At 43.8% G+C, this 21,730-nt stretch carries 16 protein-coding genes and 2 tRNA genes; 10 read left to right on the top strand and 8 right to left on the bottom strand.

Annotation, left to right across the window (positions count from 1 at the left end; translation table 11 throughout):
- Window positions 1–14 precede the first annotated feature (14 nt).
- From N482_RS21105 to N482_RS21095, 3 genes are all read left to right on the top strand, one after another.
- A tRNA-Phe gene (locus N482_RS21105) sits at window positions 15–90 on the top strand.
- Window positions 91–102: 12 nt separating this feature from the next.
- Window positions 103–178, top strand: a tRNA-Thr gene (locus tag N482_RS21100).
- 200 nt (window positions 179–378) lie between these two features.
- Window positions 379–642 carry a DUF1289 domain-containing protein gene (locus tag N482_RS21095; RefSeq protein ID WP_063378940.1) on the top strand — a complete coding sequence of 88 codons (264 nt, stop codon included), beginning with the start codon at window positions 379–381 and terminating at the stop codon, window positions 640–642.
- Here N482_RS21095 and N482_RS21090 read toward each other — a convergent pair.
- Window positions 626–1,306 carry a transporter substrate-binding domain-containing protein gene (locus N482_RS21090; protein WP_081228141.1) on the bottom strand — a complete coding sequence of 227 codons (681 nt, stop codon included), beginning with the start codon at window positions 1,304–1,306 and terminating at the stop codon, window positions 626–628. The two genes, N482_RS21095 and N482_RS21090, sit on opposite strands and share 17 nt — an antisense overlap.
- Before the next feature lie 163 nt (window positions 1,307–1,469).
- On the opposite strand from N482_RS21090, the gene N482_RS21085 reads away from it, so the two are divergent.
- From N482_RS21085 to N482_RS21075, 3 genes are read left to right on the top strand one after another with little or no spacing between them, the layout of a single operon-like run.
- A complete protein-coding gene (locus N482_RS21085; RefSeq protein WP_063370787.1) occupies window positions 1,470–1,673 on the top strand; it encodes a DUF3283 family protein in 204 nt (67 codons plus the stop codon).
- Between the two features lie 2 nt (window positions 1,674–1,675).
- A complete protein-coding gene (locus N482_RS21080; protein ID WP_063378938.1) occupies window positions 1,676–2,104 on the top strand; it encodes a GNAT family N-acetyltransferase in 429 nt (142 codons plus the stop codon).
- Window positions 2,101–6,555: an EAL domain-containing protein gene (locus N482_RS21075; RefSeq protein ID WP_081228139.1), complete on the top strand. Its 4,455-nt coding sequence runs from the start codon at window positions 2,101–2,103 to the stop codon at window positions 6,553–6,555. Before N482_RS21080 ends, N482_RS21075 begins: the two co-directional genes overlap by 4 nt.
- Here the strand turns inward: N482_RS21075 and N482_RS21070 are convergent.
- The 6 genes from N482_RS21070 to N482_RS21045 form a co-directional block, all read right to left on the bottom strand.
- Window positions 6,552–7,499, bottom strand: a complete 948-nt coding sequence (locus N482_RS21070; protein ID WP_063378937.1) for an ion transporter — start codon at window positions 7,497–7,499, stop codon at window positions 6,552–6,554. The genes N482_RS21075 and N482_RS21070 overlap by 4 nt on opposite strands.
- Before the next feature lie 19 nt (window positions 7,500–7,518).
- A complete protein-coding gene (locus tag N482_RS21065) occupies window positions 7,519–10,206 on the bottom strand; it encodes a bifunctional acetate--CoA ligase family protein/GNAT family N-acetyltransferase (RefSeq protein WP_063378936.1) in 2,688 nt (895 codons plus the stop codon).
- A gap of 174 nt (window positions 10,207–10,380) precedes the next feature.
- Window positions 10,381–12,222, bottom strand: coding sequence for a methyl-accepting chemotaxis protein (locus tag N482_RS21060; protein ID WP_063378935.1), 1,842 nt, complete (start codon window positions 12,220–12,222; stop codon window positions 10,381–10,383).
- A gap of 87 nt (window positions 12,223–12,309) precedes the next feature.
- Complete coding sequence (locus N482_RS21055) at window positions 12,310–13,050, bottom strand: hypothetical protein (protein WP_196765364.1); 741 nt, start codon at window positions 13,048–13,050, stop codon at window positions 12,310–12,312.
- A gap of 80 nt (window positions 13,051–13,130) precedes the next feature.
- On the bottom strand, window positions 13,131–13,643 hold the full coding sequence (locus tag N482_RS21050) for an NUDIX hydrolase (RefSeq protein ID WP_063370793.1): 513 nt from the start codon (window positions 13,641–13,643) through the stop codon (window positions 13,131–13,133).
- Window positions 13,644–13,707: 64 nt separating this feature from the next.
- Window positions 13,708–14,760 carry an aldo/keto reductase gene (locus tag N482_RS21045; protein WP_063378933.1) on the bottom strand — a complete coding sequence of 351 codons (1,053 nt, stop codon included), beginning with the start codon at window positions 14,758–14,760 and terminating at the stop codon, window positions 13,708–13,710.
- A 277-nt stretch (window positions 14,761–15,037) separates the two neighbouring features.
- On the opposite strand from N482_RS21045, the gene dinB reads away from it, so the two are divergent.
- From dinB to N482_RS21025, 4 genes are all read left to right on the top strand, one after another.
- Entirely contained in the window at window positions 15,038–16,093 is a 1,056-nt protein-coding gene (dinB, locus tag N482_RS21040) for a DNA polymerase IV (RefSeq protein ID WP_063378946.1), read from the top strand.
- 123 nt (window positions 16,094–16,216) lie between these two features.
- Window positions 16,217–17,902 (top strand): carbon starvation protein A, encoded by a 1,686-nt coding sequence (locus tag N482_RS21035; RefSeq protein WP_063378932.1) that lies wholly within the window; start codon window positions 16,217–16,219, stop codon window positions 17,900–17,902.
- 76 nt (window positions 17,903–17,978) lie between these two features.
- Window positions 17,979–19,511, top strand: coding sequence for a M17 family metallopeptidase (locus N482_RS21030; protein ID WP_063378931.1), 1,533 nt, complete (start codon window positions 17,979–17,981; stop codon window positions 19,509–19,511).
- Between the two features lie 94 nt (window positions 19,512–19,605).
- Window positions 19,606–20,001: an HIT domain-containing protein gene (locus N482_RS21025; RefSeq protein WP_063378945.1), complete on the top strand. Its 396-nt coding sequence runs from the start codon at window positions 19,606–19,608 to the stop codon at window positions 19,999–20,001.
- A gap of 13 nt (window positions 20,002–20,014) precedes the next feature.
- On the opposite strand, the gene N482_RS21020 is transcribed toward N482_RS21025, so the two are convergent.
- Entirely contained in the window at window positions 20,015–21,697 is a 1,683-nt protein-coding gene (locus N482_RS21020; protein WP_063378930.1) for a dipeptidyl-peptidase 3 family protein, read from the bottom strand.
- Between the last annotated feature and the right edge of the window lie 33 nt (window positions 21,698–21,730).

Below are 21,730 nucleotides of genomic sequence, written 5' to 3'. Positions count from 1 at the left end.
AATTAAAAAATTTTGCCCAGATAGCTCAGTCGGTAGAGCAGAGGATTGAAAATCCTCGTGTCGGTGGTTCGATTCCGCCTCTGGGCACCATCCTTTCGGTGCGCCGACTTAGCTCAGTTGGTAGAGCAACTGACTTGTAATCAGTAGGTCATCCGTTCGACTCGGATAGTCGGCACCATCTTCTTTTCAATAAATTATTAACGCCAAGACGCTTTATCTTTTTCGCTTCATTCTTATTCCGTTGCTATTCCCTTATTACACGCCATAATTCCTAGTTTGAGTAATTGTCAACTAAAATTTGAATAGTGTGTTTAGTCATGTAGTATCGACTTTAATGATCTTTTTTGTTGATAGTTGGAATTTTTATTGGCCTTAAGTATGGAACAAATCGAAATTTTTCCGATCCCAAGTCCATGCAAAGGGATCTGTGAAGTGAATAATCGCAGCTACTGCAAAGGTTGTTTTCGCAGCAGAGAAGAACGTTTTTGCTGGAATAAAATGACAGAGCAGCAAAAGCGGACGGTGATTGAGTTATGTCAACGCAGGAAAAAGCGCGTTTTAGCAAAACAGAAAGCTGACGCACAGGCTGCTTCTGAAACAAACACAGGTCATCAAGAAGATTTATTTAAATCAGATACTTAGCTTTTAAAACTGCCGTAACACCTTTTTTCTCTAACTTTTTTAGTGTCTGTTTTAGTCTTGGGATTAGGGCGGAATGTTTTTTATGTAAGTAGTGAAAACTCTCGATGGTCATCAAGTCTTCAATCTTAACCGCTTCCATGTCCATGTAAGGTAGATGTTCTCTAAGATGGAAATCGACGATAAGCGCACCTTGCACTTTTTTCTGCATCAATAAGTTAAGCTGTGCGGCCGTGCTTTTTACTTCAATTAGCTCACCTGTATATTGATTATCCATCATGTACTGGTACGCGACTAAATAGCCACTTTGTACAACCAGTGAATCCAGCTGATTGAATGTACAAACCAAGCAGTGGCTTATCAATTGAAGGTTGAAGGAATACAGCGGGTAGTCCACATAAATTAAGTTAGCATAGCTGTCTGTAACGCCGGCAATACGACCTAATTGGCCATCGAGTTCCCCCTCATTTGCTGCGATCAATGCACTATGCCTATCAAAATCAATGATTTCGAGTTTATGACCAATGTCTTTATAGGCAAGGCTAAGCAACTCAATAACATACCGAGCTTGTGCGGTGTCGGCTGGTCGATTGAAGTAAAGCGTTTTGGCGCTGGCAACAGCGCAGTTGGATAGAAACAGCATACATAATATTGTTAGATTCCGCACATAGTCTCCTTATCATACATGTTATCTTATTCTTCTGGATTTTGACCTCGTTCACGATGCGCAGGGTGGCGTAATTCATCAAGAACTTTGTCATTCTGTACTGCCGCTGTCCAGTTCATATATGATACACTGTTTTCAAGAATTTCAATAATTGTACAGTCTGATGTCCTACAACCTGTGTAATCTTTCTCGAGCGGATAAATACCAAATCCAATTAGAGTACGAAGCGTCCTTTTGGGCATATCAAATTAAGCGTGGCAAAAATACCCGGGAAGCGGTGTACGATGCCATTAATAGTCGACCACTTTCAGAGCGTGATACCTTAAAAGCCAAGTTTGAACAATACCTTGGGCTTATGTTAGTGTAAGTATGACGTTAAGCTGTTATTGCCTTCCTGCGATTCAAACGCCTTTGGTAAACAAGTTTTTTCAGGAACATAAAGTGCGCGGCCGAGCAACAAAGCAAGATCAAGTTTGGGTCATCAAACAGGCAGATTTAGTTGCCGCATGCAGAGTACAAAATGTTGATAATGACGCTTTTTTATCAACCGTTTTTGTTGATTCTGCGTATAGAGGTCAAGGGCTGGCAAAAATGCTTGTTGCGCATGCCATTGAAAATACCGAGCAGTGTGTCTATACATTTGCTTATCAAGATGTCACGGCGCTGTATTCAAAGCTAGAGTTTGAGTCGGTGGATATTGTGTCACTACCATCTGCACTACAAAAAAAATTTGCAAGTTACATAAAGCAAGGACGTGATATCGTACCTATGTGTTATTCAGGGAACGTGCACAAATGATTCAGTTTATCCTTTTACTTGTTTGCATATTTAGTGCTGTTTGCTCGGCGCAAGTGGCGCGCATATCTCCAGCAGAAGGCTTATCTCAGAGTTACGTGAATACTTTATTATTTGATAAAAAAGGGTATTTGTGGTTATCGACTGAAGGGGGCTTGAATCGATATGATGGTTACCAAGTACTAGAGGTAATGGGCCCTAATCGTGCCTTGGATAAGATGCAAATCGACCGGATCTATCAAGACTCTGAGGGTATGATTTGGATAGCTTCTGGCCGTGCGGGTTTCTTCAGTTATAATCCAGAACAAGATACCTATCGGCAATATATTAAAACGCCTTCCTCTGAGCAGGACTACATTCACAATAGCGTGTTCCAAATGCTGGAAAAGAACAGCGATGAGCTTTGGTTAGGTCGCACGCAAAATGTGTCAATTCTGAATAAACAAACGGGTGAAATTAAAGAAGCCATTCCTATTCCTGGGATGACCGAGCGTAGCCTAGTGAGAGCACTGTTGCAGTATGACGACATACTTTACATAGCCACAACCGAACAACTGTTCGCTTATCACATTCCCACCAAGCAATTAAAACCACTTCAGCATATTCGTTCTCCTGAACATCCATTTGAGCACAATACAAAATCCTTGTTATTACTTGATGATAGCACCTTATTAGTGGGCGCAGTGTTAGGTCTGTATGCCTTAGATATAGCTGAATTGCAAAAGGACTTTAATGTGACTCCAAGCTATAAAACATTGCTTGAGGATTTTAATATCTGGCACATGTTACGGCAGCAAAACTACGTGTTATTAGGTACCGATAAAGGGTTAATGCGGCTTGATCCTGAGTCGTTGACAATTACGCCAGACTTGAGGTTGTCGCAGAGTCGATTTTCCATCTCTGATAGCAGTGTGATCCATTTAAACGAAGACCAAAATGCAGGGATTTGGGTCGCAACACGGACCGATGGTGCTTTTTATTTGCCACCTGAAAACCATATTTTTGATAATGTGCAAGCTGAGTCAATTGTTGGTGAATTGTCTCATGGCACCATATGGGGACTTGTTGAATTTCAAGGGTATATCTGGGCTGCGACGCGCGATGGGTTAACAAGGTATGACCTGAAAACGCGTGAAGCAAAGCCTCTTTTGCAGGGCTACATGGGAGAGAGTTTTTTACCGGAATACTCCATTATTTCGCTATACCCTCATAAAGACAAACTATGGTTAATTAGCAACCGTGGATTGTTTGTGTTTGAACCTAAAACAGAGCGAATCTATCGACCTAGTGCTCAAGACAATAATGCCACCGAAGTGCTAGCTGGCTTTGTCAAAGGAGCGGCATTAGTTGAGCCTGGGTTACTTTATTTCGTGGATGGTAATTCAGGCTTTTACTTGTTTGATATTGAAACAGGGCGGCTTGAATCGCTTGGTACTCAGTTTGAACAGTTTGACCCGTTTCTCAGTTATGGCTTCTTTCCACCTTTATCTAGCCATCCCACGCAACCTGTTTTTTATAGTGAAGGACGCTTGTTCCGATATGATCACAGCTCGGATACGTTGACTCAGATTTATCAAGTTCCCAAGGCACACAAGCAGTCCGCTGTGGATTTACTTAGCTATACAATCGACAAAAATAATGTGCTGTGGTTGTCATTTGCGACTCACGGTTTGGTGAGATTGACAGCGGATGGATACAAAGAACTTCCCCTACCTGCCGACTCGTTTTCAGTGACCAATTTTCTATTATATGAGATGCAGCAAGATGAAGCTGGCATGATATGGATGTCTTCGCATCAAGGTATATGGCGCTTAGACCCAGATAATTTTCATCTTCAGGGCTTCACAATTAACGATGGCTTGATGAGCAATGAATTCAATAGCGGATCTTCCGTGAAGCTACGAGATGGCAAAATAGCGTACGGTTCGCTGCAGGGCATCACTATTTTTGATCCAGAAGTAAATCGTCCTAGTAAGCCGTTGTTAACTCGTGTCAACATTACCAATGTTGATTTAATGTCTCGAGACTTAAAACCAGCCGGGCTCAAGTCTTTTTCATCAATCGAGTTGGATCATGATGATATTGGGCTAGAAGTGTCTTTTTCAGCAATGGCATTTACTGCACAAGAGCGGATTGTATATGAATATCAGCTATCGGGTGAGCAACGTATTTTAAGCCGTAATAGCAATCGGGTTGTTTTCCCCAAGCTAAACCCAGGTAATCACCGCTTAAAGGTATGGGCAAAAGATCCCTTAACAGGGGATTATACGCAACCGGCAGAGCTGAATATTAGAGTTAAATATCCGTTTTGGCGTTCGCCAATGGCTTTGGCTTGTTATTTGATATTAGCGAGTGCGCTTTTCGCCTTATGGGTACATCGTAAAAATCGAGTAGCGCAATTACTTATGGCGGCTCATAAAGAGACGCGAAACAGTGAAACTCGCTTAAAAATGGCCTTGGAAGGAAGCAATTCAGGGGTGTGGGACTGGCAATCGGGCTCAAATTTGGTTTATCACCCGCGGCTCGTTAATGAGCTAGGGTATAAAACGGATTATATCAATCTTGATGATTACCTAGAGTTAATACACCCACAAGATCGCGCATTATTCCGTATTGAATGGCTTGAGTTTGTATCAACTGCAAAAGGCTATATAGATTGTACTTACCGTTTGCGAAATCGAGTGGGGCAGTGGCGCTGGTACAAGGACTATGGCAAGGTGATGGCGTGGCGTGAAGCTGTTCCAATGCGTGTTGCGGGCACTTACACTAACTTGACCCGTGAACGTGTGTTTGAAGAGCGTGCTTCCTTATTTGGTGAAGCATTTGAGCAAACGCGCGACTGGGTTATGATTTTTGATAAGCGTTTTCGGATCCTTGCTTGTAATAAGGCGCTACAAGAGGCTTTCTCGGTACCAGCCAACCCGATCTCAAGTACCAGCGTAAGTTTAGGTCTTGAACGCCACGTTCGGATGCACTATTTGCGTGCGATGAGCGAATTGAGCGAAGGCGAGTATCACAGTGCTGAAGAGGCATTACGCTTACCTAGCGGCGAAGTGCGTCATGTATTGGTAAAGGTGACCGCTACACTTGGCCAAAACTATATCATTGTCTTGACCGATATAAGCAAACAAAAGCGCACGGAAAAAGAACTTTATCAATTAGCGAATTATGATTCATTGACGAAGCTGCCAAATAAAGTGCTATTTATGGACCGTGTGCAGCATGCACTTGAACAGGCAAAAGATGCAGAGCAGTCGATGGCGATATTGGCGATTAAGTTTGGCAGATTGCAGCGATTAGCGGATACCTTTGGCAATGAGTTTGTTTCGAATGTCATTCAAAGGGTCGCTCAAACCTTACAGTGTTGCTTTAGGGAAGTTGATAGTTTGGCAATTGGTCATGAGCGAGATTTCTTTATTTTGATGGAGCATTTAGACAATGTAGATGCTGTAACACGCTACATCCATTGCCTGATGGAGCGTTTTCAAGAAGGTATTGATGTACATGATCAGCGTGTTCATTTGCAAGTGTATGTAGGGATTGCCTTATATCCAGAAGATGCCAGTGATGCCTTTGAATTAAATCAAGCGGCAGAAATAGCGCTAAGCCATGCTAAAAAGTCGTTGGTTAGTGGCTATCAATTTTATCACCACGATATTAATCAGCAGGCTAAAAGAACAATTGAAATCGAACGCCGTTTGAATACGGCTTACAATGACGAGTTGTTTTGTAATTATTATCAACCAATCCTTAATGGAACCAAGGGTGAGATAGAAGGGTTTGAGGTGTTACTACGTTGGCCTGAAGATCCGACTTTCAGTGCCCAAGAGTTCGCAAATGCAGCTGAAAAAACCGGTCTAATTACAAAGCTGTTGCTTCAAACTCTAGAGCGGGCTCTTATTGAGCTAAAGGTGTGGCATTTATCTTGGCCTGATCTGTACCTATCTATTAACCTTTCAGCGTTAGACTTTGAGTACGATGAGCTGATAGCAAGGATCAGACAAGCCCTTTTGAAGGCCAATGTGCCAGGTCGATGTCTAGTATTTGAGATCACTGAATCGGTTATGATGGCGGATGCGGAGCAGGCGATAGATCGGATGAAAGCATTGCGTGCTTTGGGCTGTCGTTTGTATATGGACGATTTCGGTACAGGGTATTCGTCTTTGACGTATTTGAAGCAATTCCCAGTGGACGCGTTAAAGATAGATCGCAGCTTTATCTCCGATATAGGTGTGGACAAAGACCATGAAACCATTATCCATTCAACCCTGTCACTGGCCCATAGTTTAGGTAAGTTTTGTATCGCTGAAGGTGTTGAGAGTACAGAGCAGTTAAAATTTTTAAGAATGCTTGGTTGTGAGCGTTTTCAGGGTTACCTATTCAGTCCACCGCTACCTGGTGATTTAATTTCACACCAGATGGAAAACGCTTGGCAAGAAATGTTTCGCGATTAAAGCTTTTGACCACAGTGCCTGCAATACATATTTTGTGCGCGCTGTGATGTCATAAGCTTGATTGCTTGATTGGCTTCACTGGCACTGAGCCCAAGTTGTATTCTCAGTGCCACCAAGTGTTCCAGTTCACTTTCTTCGAGTTCTCCATCCACCAGCGCATGCAAGATAGCCTCATTAAAGGCATCACGTCGTTTACGCAATTGGTCAGCGAAGCTCGATGCAAGTATGCCTGTAGGGATAGCAACCATCCCCATACTCAATAAGGTGATTACGCCACCAAAAAAGCGACCTAGAGGGGTAATGGGTACAACATCCCCGTAGCCTACCGTGGTAAGCGTTGCCATGGCCCACCACATTGCGGCAGGAATTGAACCAAATTTTTCAGGTTGGACGTCATGTTCAATAAGGTAAATACCACAGGATGCGACTATCAGCACCAATGACATAATAAAAAACGCTGCCATCAAAGAGCTCGCCTCCTCTTTAAATGCAGCGAGCAGTAACTGCATCGCACGCGAGTAGCGAGTCAGTTTAAAAATTCTCATCAGTCTTACTACTCGTAAGAAGCGCAAGTCAAAGGTAAAAAATACCATCAACAAGGTAGGTAAAATAGCGATGAGATCGATCACAGCCAGTGGTGATCTCACATATTTAAACCTAATAGCAAGTTGACTTTTGGTTTTATCTCGATAGTTTACTTTGTCGACACAGCACCATAGTCTGAGTAGATATTCAATGCAGAAAATACCGACAGAAATAACTTCAATGTAAAAAAATAAGCGATGGTACTGCTGTGCCAATGCTGGCACTGACTCAAGTACAATTGCAAGGACATTAAATATAATCAGCGCAATTAGGAATATATCTAGGGCGTGAGCCACTTTTCTGTATCGTCCACTGCCTTCTAAAATTGCAGCTGTTTTTTGTCTTAGAGTTAAACTCATTGTTCGCTATTCACATTATTTACTTATGTTCAGTGCTTTCATTTAAGGGCAGAGTCATAATGGTAGCTCCCTCTTCAAAATCACGCTTTACTTTAAAGCCTAGGTGTTTTGCGAGAGTTATCATGCCCGAATTTTCAGGTAATGTGATCCCTTCAATGGTCCCTACGCCTTGGTCTCGGCAGTAATCTATGGCCGCGTTCATCAGCAGCTTTCCTAGCCCTAAGCCTTGGCTATCAGATCGGACAATTACCGAAAACTCAGCACTAATGTTGTCTGGATCCATCAAAACTCGAGATACTCCAAGTGTGCGATAGGTACTTTTATGTCGCTCACTGACAATGAAGGCCATTTCTCGGTCGTAGTCAATTTGCGTCATCTTCGCTAACTGCTCATGGGTAAATTGAGGTAACTGGCCAAAGAACCTTCTATACCTGTCTTCTTGGCTAAGTGATTGATCAAACTCTTGATGGCTGCGTTCATCTTCCGGTTTGATGGGCCTCAGCATAGCTTGATGACCATTTTTAAGGGTAATACTGCGCTCTAGCTCTTTCGGATATGGCTTGATGGCTAATCGCTTTCTGCCAGCAAGAGGGGTATAAGACGAGAGTGTGATCTGTGCGTCTAAAACTAGAAACTGTCCCGAACTGGCTAAGATTGGGTTTAGCTCCAAAGTGCATATATCGGGTTGCTCTACAATCATTTGTGACACTCTTGTGAGTAGCGCACAGAGACGATATTTATCGACTTTATCAGGCAAGGTACGTTCTTTTAATACTCCTTTATCATGCGCCGCTGCAATCAGATACTTGGCTAGATTCATATTGAGAGGAGGTAACGCGACGGCGGCTTGAGAAAAGTTTAAGCCCGTACCTGCTTCACCTAATAGGATAACCGGCCCGACATCAGGCTCTGTTTTGATGGCAATTCTGAGCTCTTGTGTACCGGCTCTAGATGCCATTTTTTGTAATGAAAAGCCTTCAATCTCAGCATCGGGGTAGGTTTTTTTGATACGCAGTAGCATAGCAAAGGCGGTTTGTTCGACCTCGTTACCATCGTTTAAATTTAGAACGACACCACCCACCTCAGATTTTGATGGGATCGCAGGACTGATAAGTTTTAAAGCAACCGGGTAACCGATTTTATCTGCCTGTTCTCTTGCATCGCTGGGTGTTAGCGCGACTTCTGTCTCAATACATTCAATACCATAGCATGCTAGGATTTGGCGAGATGAGTGGGTCGATAGATAGTGGTATCCGGAGTCTAAGTACTGTGAAATATGTTGCTTGGCCGCTGTACTATTTATTAAATCATCTTGAATAATTGACTCAGGTGTTTGTGTCAGGTGTTTTTGGTTACGTCTATAAGTGATCAAATGCATGAAGGCACTCACTGCGCCTTCAGGTGTGCGGTAAGTGGGAATGTGACTCAGGACACATATATCTCTAGCAGAGCGCGCCGCATCCTCACCCATAAAGTTTGTCATAACAAAAGGGCGTGCCATCTTAGGGAGCTTTTCTAAGGTTTGAGCAATAATCTTGGCATATGCGCTACTCGGTGCCAGCGCTGAAGGTGTATGGATGATAAGTAGGTTTTTTACTTCATCAGCTTTTAAAAGAATTTCTAATGCTTGTTGGTATCTTTGAGGTGATGAATCGCCAAAAATATCCACCGGGTTGTCGGTCTGTGAAGATTGCGGCACGATTTTATTGAGCGCCGCAATCGTTTGTTCACTGAGTGTCGCCAGTTTACCGGAGCGCATCAAAAGCGTATCTACCGCCATGATGCCAGGGCCACCGCCGTTAGTTAAAATGGTTAAGTGTTCAACTTTTAGAAGCTTAGGGTGCAGCGCTAAGGTCTGGGTCGCAGCAAACAGCTCACGCAAGTCGTTTACGCGCAACATACCAGCGCGTTGGAACATTGCATCGTAGACTGCATCATCGGAAGTCTTGCCGCCTGTATGGTTGTATGCCGCTTGAGCGCCAGCTAAAGTTCGCCCTGTTTTAATCGCAATAACGGGTTTATTAAACGCTGCGGCTCGGGCAGCTGATATAAATCTTCGTACATCTTTAATGTTGTCGATATAGAGCAATATGGCAGAGGTCTTTGCGTCTCTAGCCAAATAATCAAGCAGCTCATCAAAATCGATGTCGATGCAATCTCCCACGGAAACAAAGTGAGAAAAGCCAATATGTTTATTTTGAGCCCAATCAAGGATTGTTGAACATACCGCGGCAGATTGTGAAACAAACGCGAGTTTACCGGGTCTCGCAATTGTATGTGAAAAGCTCGCATTAAGGCCGATATGGGGCAATATAAGCCCAAGACTATTGGAGCCGAGGATGGTGACACCGGCACTGAGTGCTGTCTCTTTTAATTGTAATTTTTGCTTGGTATCTAGACCAGCTGCAACAATAATTGCGTGCCGACACCCGAGTTGTCCCAACTCTTTAATTAGCTGACAAACAGCATTTTTGTTTGTGCAAAGGATGGCTAAATCAGGCGTATGTGGGAGGCTTTCAATATTAGGGTAGGCAAGCACACCTTGCACCGCAGTATATTTTGGCGTGACTGGCATAACAGGCCCTTTAAACCCGCCTTGCAGTAAATTACGCATCACCACATTGCCCGCGCGAGCTGGATTGCTGGACGCACCAATAACCGCGACCGAATGAGGATTAAAAAATTGCCCTATGCGTTTTACACTCATGCCTATTCCTTTGATTTAAAAGCGACCAATGTATGCGCTGGGCTATGACTTTAACATTTCTGCGGGATAATTCGAGCAGATAAGCGAATTACTTTGATCTGACAAGTGGGGGTGCGCTTATCTACTCAAGTAAATGGGTGCCGGAAAAGACAAAAAGCGGCTGGCGGTTTTTAGCTAAACTTTAAAACGTGAAACATCCTCCTGCATTCGGTGGGCATCATGTTCTAACGCTTCACAATTTTTACAGTTCTCACAGGAGTCTACATAGAGCTGCTCCGCAGACACTGAAATATTTGCCGCGGCATCTTCGACTCCTTGAACTGTGGCCATTTGCTCTTCAGTTGCGCCAGCGATTTGAATGATCATGTCACGAATTTTGTCCATAGCTAGTTTGTTTTCGTCCATGCTTTGCTGGGCATCTGTAATACCCTCATACATCTTTTCGCTCAAGTTCAAGCTGGTTTGCATCGCCTGTTCAGACTCGGTTACCAAGCTTTGCAAGCTGTGGATCATACGTTCAATTTCAACGGTAGAGCTTTGGGTGCGCTTTGCCAATGTTCTTACTTCGTCAGCAACTACAGCGAAGCCTCTGCCACTCTCACCTGCTCGTGCAGCTTCGATAGCGGCATTGAGCGCCAACAGGTTGGTTTGCTCTGTTATCCCACGTATCACAGAAGTGACACTTTCAATTTCACCACTTGCAGACGAAAGCTGCTGCATAAGCTGACTATTCTGATTTATATGGCCAGTTAATTCCGACATGTTGTTGTGTGCTTTGTGCATAATGTCAGAGCCTCTAGCCATATTTTCGTCAGCTTCGTTGACATTGTTTTGCACGGCAACACTGTTTTCAGCGATAAGTGATACGGCTTGGACTAACTCGCTTACTGCTGTTTTAACCGCATGAGTATTGTTTTTCTGCTCTTCAATGGCTTGTTGTGAGCGCTTTGTCACTTCTACCGAATGATGTGCACCTGTTTCGACATTTTCACCAGTATGCTTAATTTCTCGTACTATGTTTGCGGTAGTATCAATAAACTGATTAACAGAGCCGGTAAACTCCGTGACTTCATCTTGCCCTCTCAGATCGATGTGATGGGTTAGATCACCGGCGCCATGGCTAATGGTGGCCATATTGTCATTGGCAGCTTTTAATCGGCTGACTATTTTGTATCCCTTCCACAACAACAGCCCTGCGATAATTGCAGTCAAAATAGTGGCAAGCGCTATCCCTTGGTTTTTCGCAGTCCCCAGCTCTTGGTGAATGTTTTGGTCAATTTGGTCGGACAATTGCGTCATCGTATTTTCAACTTTGTGAATGCTGCTTCTTAACTCTCCTCGCAATCCTGACTCTGAATCAAGACCACGCTCCATGAGTGCGGCCGTGAGTGCGCGGGCGGTATTTTCAAATTTAGTTAGGTCGTTTTGTCCTTCGCGAAATTGGTCGTTGAAATATACTTTCATCACGGCCAACTGCTGGGTTACTTCTTGTTTGGTGGACATGTTCAAATTGGTTTGAAAGTCATTTTCTAATAAGACAAGCCTGAGGGCTTTACTCATTGCGGTAATGTCACCAATGTTGGTAAGAGATTCATGCAGTGCTAGCTCTGCTTGGTTAAATTCACCCCGTAGGCCCAGCGTGGGTGTGAGGCCTATTTTTTGATCTAGCGTGACTAAGTTTCGGAGCTTAAGTTCGTAGTCTGATAAATCGTTTTCAGCGATTCGAAGCTCTTGTTGCAAAGGTTCAGGCAATTGCGTACTTAAAATCCGAATGTTATTTCGCATTTGCTTGATCCGTGCGTCAAATTTACCGACGTACTTTTCCTTTTTGCGCAGTAGAAAATCTTTTTCATGACGTCTGAGCATGAGCAGGTCGTTACTTATCTCTTTGCTTTTTGCAAGACGTTGGCCAAGAGATGCGATGTGCGTGGTCTCGTACCACAAAACGCCTACCATACAAAACATGGCGAGCATAACTAACGAAGAAAGTAATATAAAAGTCTGGCGAATGGTCATTCTCTACTCCTTTAACCTTGTTGCTCCTAACAACAAAACTTAGAACAGAATTTATAAATTACCAATGCGAAGTCAGATTTATTGAGATTATTTGTCTAACCACTTGTTCATTACAGCGTCATATGTGTTATATGTTACACTTTTGTTACATTTATACCCAAGAGAAACCCACTCATTCGAAAAGCCTTCTGGTGCTGGAGTACTTGGATCCGCATGCATGACCTTGAAACAAGTGTCCCCCTTTTGGTATTCCGTAAAAAGCAGATTTTTCGTTACCATTTTTGGCCCTTGCATCGGGATGTTTTTATGCTCAGTAGGGACTGTTAGTCGTGACTCTGAATGCATATTTCGGTTTACATCGCGACCGCTAAAGCTTGTGCTGAGCTTCGCTTGCTGCGCCCTAAAAGACTCTAACCCCAAATAGGGATCTAACCGCTTAAAATGAGGTTCGGTAGTCAGGCTTTTTGAAGCCTGATTTGAAGCCTTGCTTGAAGTTGCGTCAATCTCATTTGGTGCTTCTGGCTCTGGTTTATGTTGAGGGGGTGATGCATGATGAGGTGCAGCCCTTTCAATCGTTTGCTTTGGGTTAGCCTGAGGCGCTGATACCTGTTTAGGTTCTTGGGGTTTAGAACGCACGTCAGAATGGGGTGGTGCTGTTCGTACTGTCGTTGTTTGGCGTTCAGGCTCGCGATCCTCAAAAACAAGATAAGTCTTCATTGCGGGAGCTGGGGACGGTTGGGGTGATATTACTACCTGTTTACTCAGTAAAAACAGCAACAATAAATGGGCTGTGATAGATAGTAATATCGTTGATAGTGTTTTATGCACTGGCTTCCCTTTCCCTGTGTTATTATTATCAACCAATCAATGGTGGCATGGGGCAGTGCTTAAGACCAAAAATATTCGGGTTAGTTCAATCCAAACTCATCTGCGATGGCTTCTAAAATAATGGTTTCTCTTTGTAATGATTGACCTTTTTTGTCGCTATTTGCCAAAGCACTGCGATTGTGTGCGATTGCGTCTTTGATTGGTAACCACACAGGGCGCATGCCATTGGCTTGTTCATAAGACTCCATTTGTGGTGTGGTGAATTCACCACAGATTTCAACTAAATAGCAATGTGATACGATTTTTACGTTGTCAAAATCAGGCTTGTACCAATGCTGATATTCTTCATAAACCCCAAATGGCTTAATATTGGTAACAGATTTTGCACCGGTTTCTTCTAAGAGCTCTCTTGCTAGGGCGTCTTCCATGTCTTCGCCGTTGTCTACACCGCCTCCTGGAAGCGTGTAATCATCATACCTAGCCGTGTAAAGTAATAGAATGTCATTACCGCGCAGGACAATTGCACGGGCAGCCAGTCTTTCAAAGCACGAGCCTGACAAAGGCTGAGCTGGAGATAAATTGAGTTGTCTCATAAATTACTGAAATATCGAATACATGCAGGGTGATGATACTATCACACCTGCATGCGATTGAGTCCTAAAAAGGCACAGGGTAGGTTTTGAGAATGGTGTCTATTTCTGCAAGCGCTTCTGGTGGTAAAGGCTTGTCAAAAGCAGTAATGTTTTCTTTTAGCTGACTCATACTCGTTGCGCCAATAATCGTCGAAGCTACCCCATCAACCTGATCACACCACGCAAGGGCTAACTGTGCCGTCGTTATATGATGCTCGTGGGCAATTTCTTGATATGCTGCCGTGGCTTGCTGAGAGTACTGGGTGTCTCTGAATAACCCATGTCGTTGCATCAGGGTCCAGCGGCTGCCTGCTGGTCTTGCGCCCCCTAAATATTTGCCACTTAATAGCCCTCCTGCGAGCGGAGACCAGGGGAGATAGGCAATATCTTCATTAACGCAATTCTCCAGTAAATAGGGCCAGTCTTTTTCATGGAGCAAGTTGAATTCATTTTGAATAGAAACAGGCCTTTCCAAACCTTTCTGGTGGCATAGGTTCAGGTAGGTATTTAAGCCCCATGGCGTTTCGTTCGACAGCCCCCAATGTCTAATCTTCCCTGCGGTGATGCAGGACTTTATCCCCTCAAGAATGTCTGCCATTTCTTCAAGTTGTTGAGCCTTGCTCACGGCATGTAAGTCCAACATACCGTGCCAGTGTTTACCAAAATGAGGAGAGGTTCTATTTGGCCAGTGTAATTGGTATACATCTATATAGTCGGTGTTTAGTCTCTCCAAAGAATGGTCAACGGCATCTATCACGGTTTGTTTATTAATAGGTCGCCCATTTCTTATCCAATCAAGCCCTGCACCAGCAATTTTAGTCGCTAATACAATCTCTTGACGTTTTTCAGAGTGACGTTTTATCCAATTGCCGATTATTTGTTCTGTTTTACCGTAGGTTTCCGGCGATGGTGGTACTGCATACATTTCAGCAGTATCGATAAAGTTAATCCCTTGACTCAGCGCATAGTTTATTTGTTCGTCAGCGTCATGCTGATTGTTTTGCAACCCCCAAGTCATACTCCCCAAACAGACACGCGAAATCTCAATTGACGTGTGGCCTAGTTGGCTGTACTTCATACATACTCCTTGCAAAGGTGGACAGGTTAAAACTGTTGATGCAACAACGCAATTGCGCTACATACAAAAATGTTCTAACAGCAGTGTAGAGCATTTCAAGATGATCTGCAGAGCTTTGTATCGAACAATCTGTAGGTGAACAGAAATTTGCAATTGTACAGCGCCAAGCCTCGGGAGTGTTTAGGGAAAAGTTTACATCACGCACAGAGCTGGACAAATGTACCTTGAGCTGTCACTATACTGTATATATAAACAGTTTTATTTGTTGGGCGCATCTGTGAGAAAGTTTATTCATATTGATATGGATTGTTTTTACGCTGCAGTAGAAATGCGCGATAACCCATCTCTGGCTAATGTTCCAATGGCCATTGGTGGCCGTAGTCATCGTGGTGTGTTATCTACTTCAAATTACATTGCGCGTGAGTATGGCGTGCGCTCGGCCATGTCTAACTACAAAGCTAAGCAGTTATGTCCTCAGTTGATAATTGTTCCTGGTCGGATGCAAGTCTACAAAGAAGTATCAAAACAGATCCGCGCTATTTTCGCAAAGTATACTGACTTAATCGAACCTCTTTCATTAGATGAAGCGTATTTGGATGTGACCGATTGCCGTGCTTGTCAGGGAAGCGCTACCCTGATTGCCCAGCAGATCAGAGCTGAGATCTATCATCAAACGGGTCTTACTGCGTCTGCTGGCATTGCACCAATAAAGTTTCTTGCCAAGATTGCCAGCGATGAGAATAAGCCTAATGGTCAGTGTGTTATCACGCCTTCTCAAGTAGATGAATTTATCGATTCATTGCCACTTAAAAAAATCCCTGGGGTTGGCAAAGTTACCCATGAAAAACTACTGGCTTGTGGTTTGGTGCATGGTAAAGATATTAAAGCACTTAGCTTAGATGAAATGGCAAACCGTTTCGGTAAGTTTGGCAAAGTATTGTGGCGACGCTGCCAAGGAATAGATGAGCGGGGCGTTGAAACGGAGCGGGTACGTAAGTCTGTCGGGGTCGAAACCACGTTTGAAAAGGATATTCAAGACCTTAGCCAATTAAAGTCCATTTTGTGTGACAAGCTCATCCCTGAATTGACCCGTCGTAGCGCTGCTTATCAATCTGAGCGCGAATTTACTAAATTGGGTGTGAAGGTAAAGTTTTACGACTTTACTCAAACGACGAAAGAGTGCCAATGTCTTGGGATCGATCAAGATATTTTGTGCACTTTACTAGAACAAGCGGTGGCTCGCCACGGTGGTAAACCTGTGAGGCTTGTAGGCGTGCAAATTGGTTTGGGGGATTCGCCAAGCAATCAGGTGCAGATGGGACTGTTCAATTGATTACAGCCGAATTACAAGCATTTAATAACTAGATAAGTGGTACACTGCGACTAAAATATAACTGCTTTTATGTCTATCCGTGTTAGAGTGATGTTAATACAAAAATAACACAGAGGACATCCCATGCAATCTATTATGATAGTGTTGTTTGGTATCTTGGGTATGCTGTTTGGCTGGTTTATATATTCCAAGTTTATTGCCACAAAGATCTTCAAAATGGATGACGACTTCGTCACGCCTGCCCACGAATTTAACGACGGTGTTGATTATGTACCTACTAATAAAGTGGTGTTGTGGGGGCATCATTTTACCTCTGTTGCTGGTGCTGCGCCTATTGTTGGTCCTGCGATAGCGGTTTATTGGGGCTGGGTTCCTGCCGTACTTTGGGTAGTTATTGGCACCATATTTTTTGCCGGTGTGCATGACATGGGCGCTCTGTGGGCCAGTGCTCGCCATAAGGGTAAGTCAATGGGTGCGCTTTCTGAAAGCGTCATAGGAAAACGTACTCGCGCGTTATTTATGATTGTGGTGTTTTTGGTATTACTGATGGTGAATGCGGTATTTGGTGTGGTTATTGCCAATTCTTTTGTCGCAAACCCTAATGCCGTTTTTCCAGCTTGGGCGGCCATTGTTGTGGCGCTGATTATTGGTCAGCTGTTAAAACGCAAAGTGCCATTGGTTCCACTGTGTTTGGTTGGGGTCGCTATCTTATATGCCACAATCTATGTTGGAAGTGGTATGCCCATCGCTTTGCCGAGTGAAGTGTTTGGCTTAACCGATAAAGCTAGTTGGATTTTAATACTCTTTGTTTATGCCGCTGTTGCGTCATTATTGCCTGTCTGGATGTTACTTCAACCCCGTGATTTTATTAATGGTATGCAACTCTTAGTGGGCTTGGTGCTGCTTTACGGTGCGGTATTTGTCGTCATGCCAGATATCACGGCGCCTGCTTTTAACACCCAGACTGCCATTGATACACCGAGTATCATTCCACTTTTATTTGTCACCATTGCCTGTGGCGCAGTATCGGGCTTTCATGGAATTGTCTCATCTGGTACTAGTTCTAAACAGCTAAACAAAGAGACGGATGGTCGCTTTGTTGGCTACCTTGGTGCGGTAGGCGAGGGGTCTCTGGCATTGATCACTTTGGTTGCTGTGAGTGGCGTTATGTTGGCCGTTTCGCCTGAGGAGTGGCATGAAATATACAGTCACTTGGGAGCCGGCTCAGTGGGTGCATTCATTCAAGGTGGTTCCAATTTAATTAGCACAGGTTGGGGACTACCAGCTGAGATTGCATCTACGCTATTGGCTGTAATGGTTGTATTATTCGCCGGAACAACAATGGATTCAGGTGTTCGACTCCAGCGTTATATCATTCAAGAGTGGGGTGACATATACAAATTGCCAGTCCTTAAAAATGGCATTATTGCGACTTTGGTTGCTGTGGGGTGTTGTTTACTACTCGCGTTTGGTGCAGGTGGTGCGTCCGGTAGCGGCGGCATGATCATCTGGCCTTTATTCGGTTCAACCAATCAAATATTAGCCAGCTTAACTTTGTTGGTTCTCTCGGTATATCTTATCAAATTAGGTCGACCTGCTAAGTTTACGCTTATTCCGATGATCTTTGTGATTCTTATGGCCTTCTTTGCTGGATTGATTAAATTAGGTGAGTACTATGAAAAAGGTAACTGGTTACTGGTTGGGCTAGATATTGTAGTACTTGTTGTGAGTGTATTAGTCATGCTTGAGGCTTGGAGTGTTGTAAGTAAACTGAAAAATACACCGCAAAGCGCACCGGACAGTAAATAATCCAGCTTCTAGCTTGGTTCTTTGGCATAAATAACCGATAATCGGCCCTTTCATTATAAGAAAAAGGGCCTTTTTTATGTCTTTTCCTCTCGCTCTGCCTGCATCTAGCTGGCAGCAAAATGACGCGGATGCCGTGATTGTAATCACTTCAAATGTAGCTGAATTAGGTGATAAGCTGCTTAATGAAGCTGTAGCGCCTTATCTAGCTGTTGACGCAAGACTGAGCAGCCAAGCGAATGTTTTACTTGCTGAAGGTGTTCCTGGAAAGCGTTTAATTGTGGCACCTACCGGTCCATTAAATAGAGATTTCGACGATGTTCGTCGCTTTTTTGAAGCCGGTCAAGCGGGTATTGCCCAAGCTAAAGCGGCGGGTGCTGTTAAACCAGTTATTGTTCTTGCGGGTGTACCGCAAGAAGCGCGTTATACAAACGCACTGCAGGTTGCCTTTTTAGGGGCTTGTCAAATGCTATGGCAACCACTTGAAGCTCGTGAGTATCGTAGTGCGCAGATAGAACCGGTAGAGCAAGCATTTCTGGTTGGTGCAGACGAAGCACTCTGTTCACAGCTAAATGCGATTGCGGCAGGCCAATATGCTGCACGCGATTTATGTGGTACTGAACCTGAGCGTATGGCGCCTCCTCGTTTTGCTGATTATTGTGTTGAGTTATTTGCCGATACATCAGTGAGCGTTGAAGTTATTTCTGACAGGGCCACAATTGATAGAGACTATCCGATGCTTGGTACTGTTGCGCGTGCATCTTATGCTGTTGAGCGTCATCACCCTCGTGTTGTTAAGATGGAATACGTGCCAGAAGGTGACGTGGAGCGCACTTTGATGTTTGTTGGTAAAGGCCTAGTGTATGACACAGGTGGTGCTGATCTTAAAGTAGGTGGTTTCATGGCTGGCATGAGCCGTGACAAAGGCGGTGCGGCATCTGTGGCAGGCTTTATGAAAGCGGTTGCTGAGTATCAACCTAAAGGTGTGAAAGTTATTGCTTACTTGGCAGTGGTGAGAAACTCGATTGGTTCAGATTGTTTTGTACCAGATGAGATCATAGAGACACGTGAGGGTGTTCGCGTGCGCATCGGTAATACTGATGCGGAAGGGCGTTTGGCGATGGGCGATTTATTGAGCGAAGTAAAAGACCTCGCTAAGTCTGAGATTAACCCTGAGCTATTTACTGTCGCGACACTGACTGGCCATGCTGCACGTGCAATGGGTCCTTATAGCGCTTATGTTGAAAATGGACCGGCACGCGCAAGCTCTGTATCTCGCTTAATTGCTGATCAAGGTGATCTATGGGCAGATTGTGCTGAAGTGTCACGCAGTCGCCGCGAAGATTACGACTTTGTTAAACCACGCACCTTAGCTGATGATGTGCTATCTAGCAATAACGCTCCTTCAGCCGTAACAGCACGTGGTCACCAGTTCCCAATGGCATTTTTAGCCATCGTTGGTGGTTTAGACAAACATGGCTGTGATTCTGAGCAGCCGATACCGTACGTTCACATGGACATTGCTGGCAGCGGTGTCGAAGGTGGCGATTGGCAACATGGTAAGCCAACGGCAGCAACAGTAAGTAGCTTATTCGCGCGCTACTGCCTATAAACAAAATTTAGTGTCTGTAAACACATTCAGTCACTACTTTTAATTCAAAAGCAGATATCATTGGTATCTGCTTTTCTATTTGGAGTGTTTAATGATGACTTTTGAATTGGCCCCAGAATTACAACGAGATTGCATAGAATTAGCGAATTGGCCCCTTTGTAAAGTTCTACTTATGAACGATAGTCAATATCCATGGTTTATTTTAGTGCCAACAGTAGCTGGTCTGAGAGAGATTATCGACCTTGACGAACATCAGCAAATTCAGTTTTGGCAAGAATCAAAGCAGTTAAGTGAATTGTTAATGTCTGTATTTACACCAGACAAACTAAATGTAGCTGCGTTGGGTAATATGGTGCCCCAGTTACATCTTCATCATATCGCTCGTTTTGAGCATGATGCGGCATGGCCTAAACCTGTATGGGGTGTAAACCCAGCCAAGGCTTATACAGAAGCTCAATTGGCGGAGTTAAAAAAGGCGCTAGCTCTGTAGCGCCCTAAGGAAATTACAGTCCAAGAACCGCTTTACCTTGCTTAAAGGTGACATCCACAGGAATGTTCGCCTGGGCTAGCTTAGTCAAGTCTGCTTGTAACTCAGCTTTGATATCACCATGGGTGGCGATAAGCTGATCTACTTTCTGGTAATCTCCATCACCTTGCAGAGTCAGAATTAGGTTAGATAGTTTCGCCATTGCAGCACCCATTCTTTCCATATCAACTTGATATAGTCCTTGTGCATCTTTAGAGAAAGCACCTTCTTGTTTAAAGAAGTTAAAACGGATCATGTTGGCTTTACCATGAGCGCTAGAAGCACCAAAGCGTACCGAACGGAAAATACCAGCCATAAATGTGACGTAGTAGTCCTCTAGTGTGCCTTCGGTAATCTCTCCTTTTTTCAGCAACTGCTCAACCATATAAAGGCCAAGAATGTCGGCTTTACCCTCTTCAATTGCACTAGCGTGTTCTTGAAGTGACTGCCTTACAGTGCCTTTTCCTGTAATGGTATTCTTGATACCTAAGCCATGGGCGACTTCATGAAACATAGTATTAGCAAAAAAAGCGTCAAAGGTAATGTGTTTGCGCTGCTCTGGCACAATTAACTGATTTGCGATAGGCACCAAAATTTTGTCAAACTTTGCACGCATCGCATTTTTGAGTTGCAATCTACGTGTCCCTTTCTCCAGCTGTACTTGCTCATCATTTGGCAGGTTGATTGCTATTGTTTTACTGCCCGCATTCGAATGGCCTGCATAATAAACGACATCATATGCATTGAGATCTGCATCTGACCCCGGTACTTCTTGTTTATATATTTGGTCAACGGGTAAGCCTGTTTGTAGCGCTGGTAAAAATGCAGCAAATTTAGCTAGGCGCTCACTCCACGCGAGGTCTTTTACTAAGACATATGACTCAAAGGCGCTACGATAACCAAATAGTTGATCTTCATAAGTTTCAATTGGCCCGATCACCACATCTATTGGGTTATTTTTCATGTCCATCCAAGCAAAATCTGATGGCTGGTAGCTATTGTTTAGCAGAGCATCAGCGCGCAAGTTCAGGTAGTTTGCAAAGTCTTTATCAACCGCTAGGTTACTCGCTTGGCGTAGTAATTTTGCAGCTTCTTCTAGTTCCGTTCTAAACTCTGAGGCATAAGCTGTGCTGTACAAGTTACCTTGCTGATCTCGCTTGACCATCGAGTATAAGCCTTGCTTGTCTTTGAAATCAGCATTATTGAGCTCAGCTTTGGTTATGTTATGTGGATAAAATTGGGCGCCAGGCGCTTTTTCACCAAAAGTACTGAGAAATACTTTGTCACCATCTAAACGGTTCCAAGGGCCATAGTTAATATCTGCAAAGCGGCGTACATCAGGGTCTTCAATCCGCGACAAGAACGCTGCTTTATCCTCGCCGAATGCTTGTTTCCAGAATAAATCGTCCATAATTTTTGAAGCATCGATCAATACGCCAATCATTTTCTGTTGATTGTCATTAAGATGACTTAAGTCGCTTGTTAGTGTGACTTCGGTATAAATATCTAAGCGCTGTTTATCTATGTTCTGCAGTGTGTAACTCACGCTATCTGTCGATGTTTGCTGACTTTTTGTTGATTCTGCGGTTTGCTGTGAGCAAGCACTTACAAGAAAGCCTGTGGCGACTAAAATCGCACTGGATAGTTTAGAAAGTTTCATCATTTACCCTTGAGTTTTTAGTTATTATGATTG

Origin of the sequence: Pseudoalteromonas luteoviolacea NCIMB 1942, from assembly GCF_001625595.1 — a bacterium.
Classification (GTDB): domain Bacteria; phylum Pseudomonadota; class Gammaproteobacteria; order Enterobacterales; family Alteromonadaceae; genus Pseudoalteromonas; species Pseudoalteromonas luteoviolacea_A.
The sequence above is the reverse complement of the archived record's forward strand: the minus strand, read 5'-3'. Positions and strand labels throughout refer to the sequence as shown.

Coding starts and splice junctions, on each gene's coding strand:
- N482_RS21095 (WP_063378940.1), top strand. CDS start 379: ATGGAACAAATCGAAATTTTTCCGATCCCAAGTCCATGCAAAGGGATC.
- N482_RS21050 (WP_063370793.1), bottom strand. CDS start 13,643: ATGAGACAACTCAATTTATCTCCAGCTCAGCCTTTGTCAGGCTCGTGC.
- N482_RS21045 (WP_063378933.1), bottom strand. CDS start 14,760: ATGAAGTACAGCCAACTAGGCCACACGTCAATTGAGATTTCGCGTGTC.
- N482_RS21070 (WP_063378937.1), bottom strand. CDS start 7,499: ATGAGTTTAACTCTAAGACAAAAAACAGCTGCAATTTTAGAAGGCAGT.
- N482_RS21060 (WP_063378935.1), bottom strand. CDS start 12,222: ATGACCATTCGCCAGACTTTTATATTACTTTCTTCGTTAGTTATGCTC.
- N482_RS21035 (WP_063378932.1), top strand. CDS start 16,217: ATGCAATCTATTATGATAGTGTTGTTTGGTATCTTGGGTATGCTGTTT.
- N482_RS21085 (WP_063370787.1), top strand. CDS start 1,470: ATGTCCTACAACCTGTGTAATCTTTCTCGAGCGGATAAATACCAAATC.
- N482_RS21030 (WP_063378931.1), top strand. CDS start 17,979: ATGTCTTTTCCTCTCGCTCTGCCTGCATCTAGCTGGCAGCAAAATGAC.
- N482_RS21020 (WP_063378930.1), bottom strand. CDS start 21,697: ATGAAACTTTCTAAACTATCCAGTGCGATTTTAGTCGCCACAGGCTTT.
- N482_RS21075 (WP_081228139.1), top strand. CDS start 2,101: ATGATTCAGTTTATCCTTTTACTTGTTTGCATATTTAGTGCTGTTTGC.
- N482_RS21065 (WP_063378936.1), bottom strand. CDS start 10,206: ATGAGTGTAAAACGCATAGGGCAATTTTTTAATCCTCATTCGGTCGCG.
- N482_RS21025 (WP_063378945.1), top strand. CDS start 19,606: ATGACTTTTGAATTGGCCCCAGAATTACAACGAGATTGCATAGAATTA.
- N482_RS21080 (WP_063378938.1), top strand. CDS start 1,676: ATGACGTTAAGCTGTTATTGCCTTCCTGCGATTCAAACGCCTTTGGTA.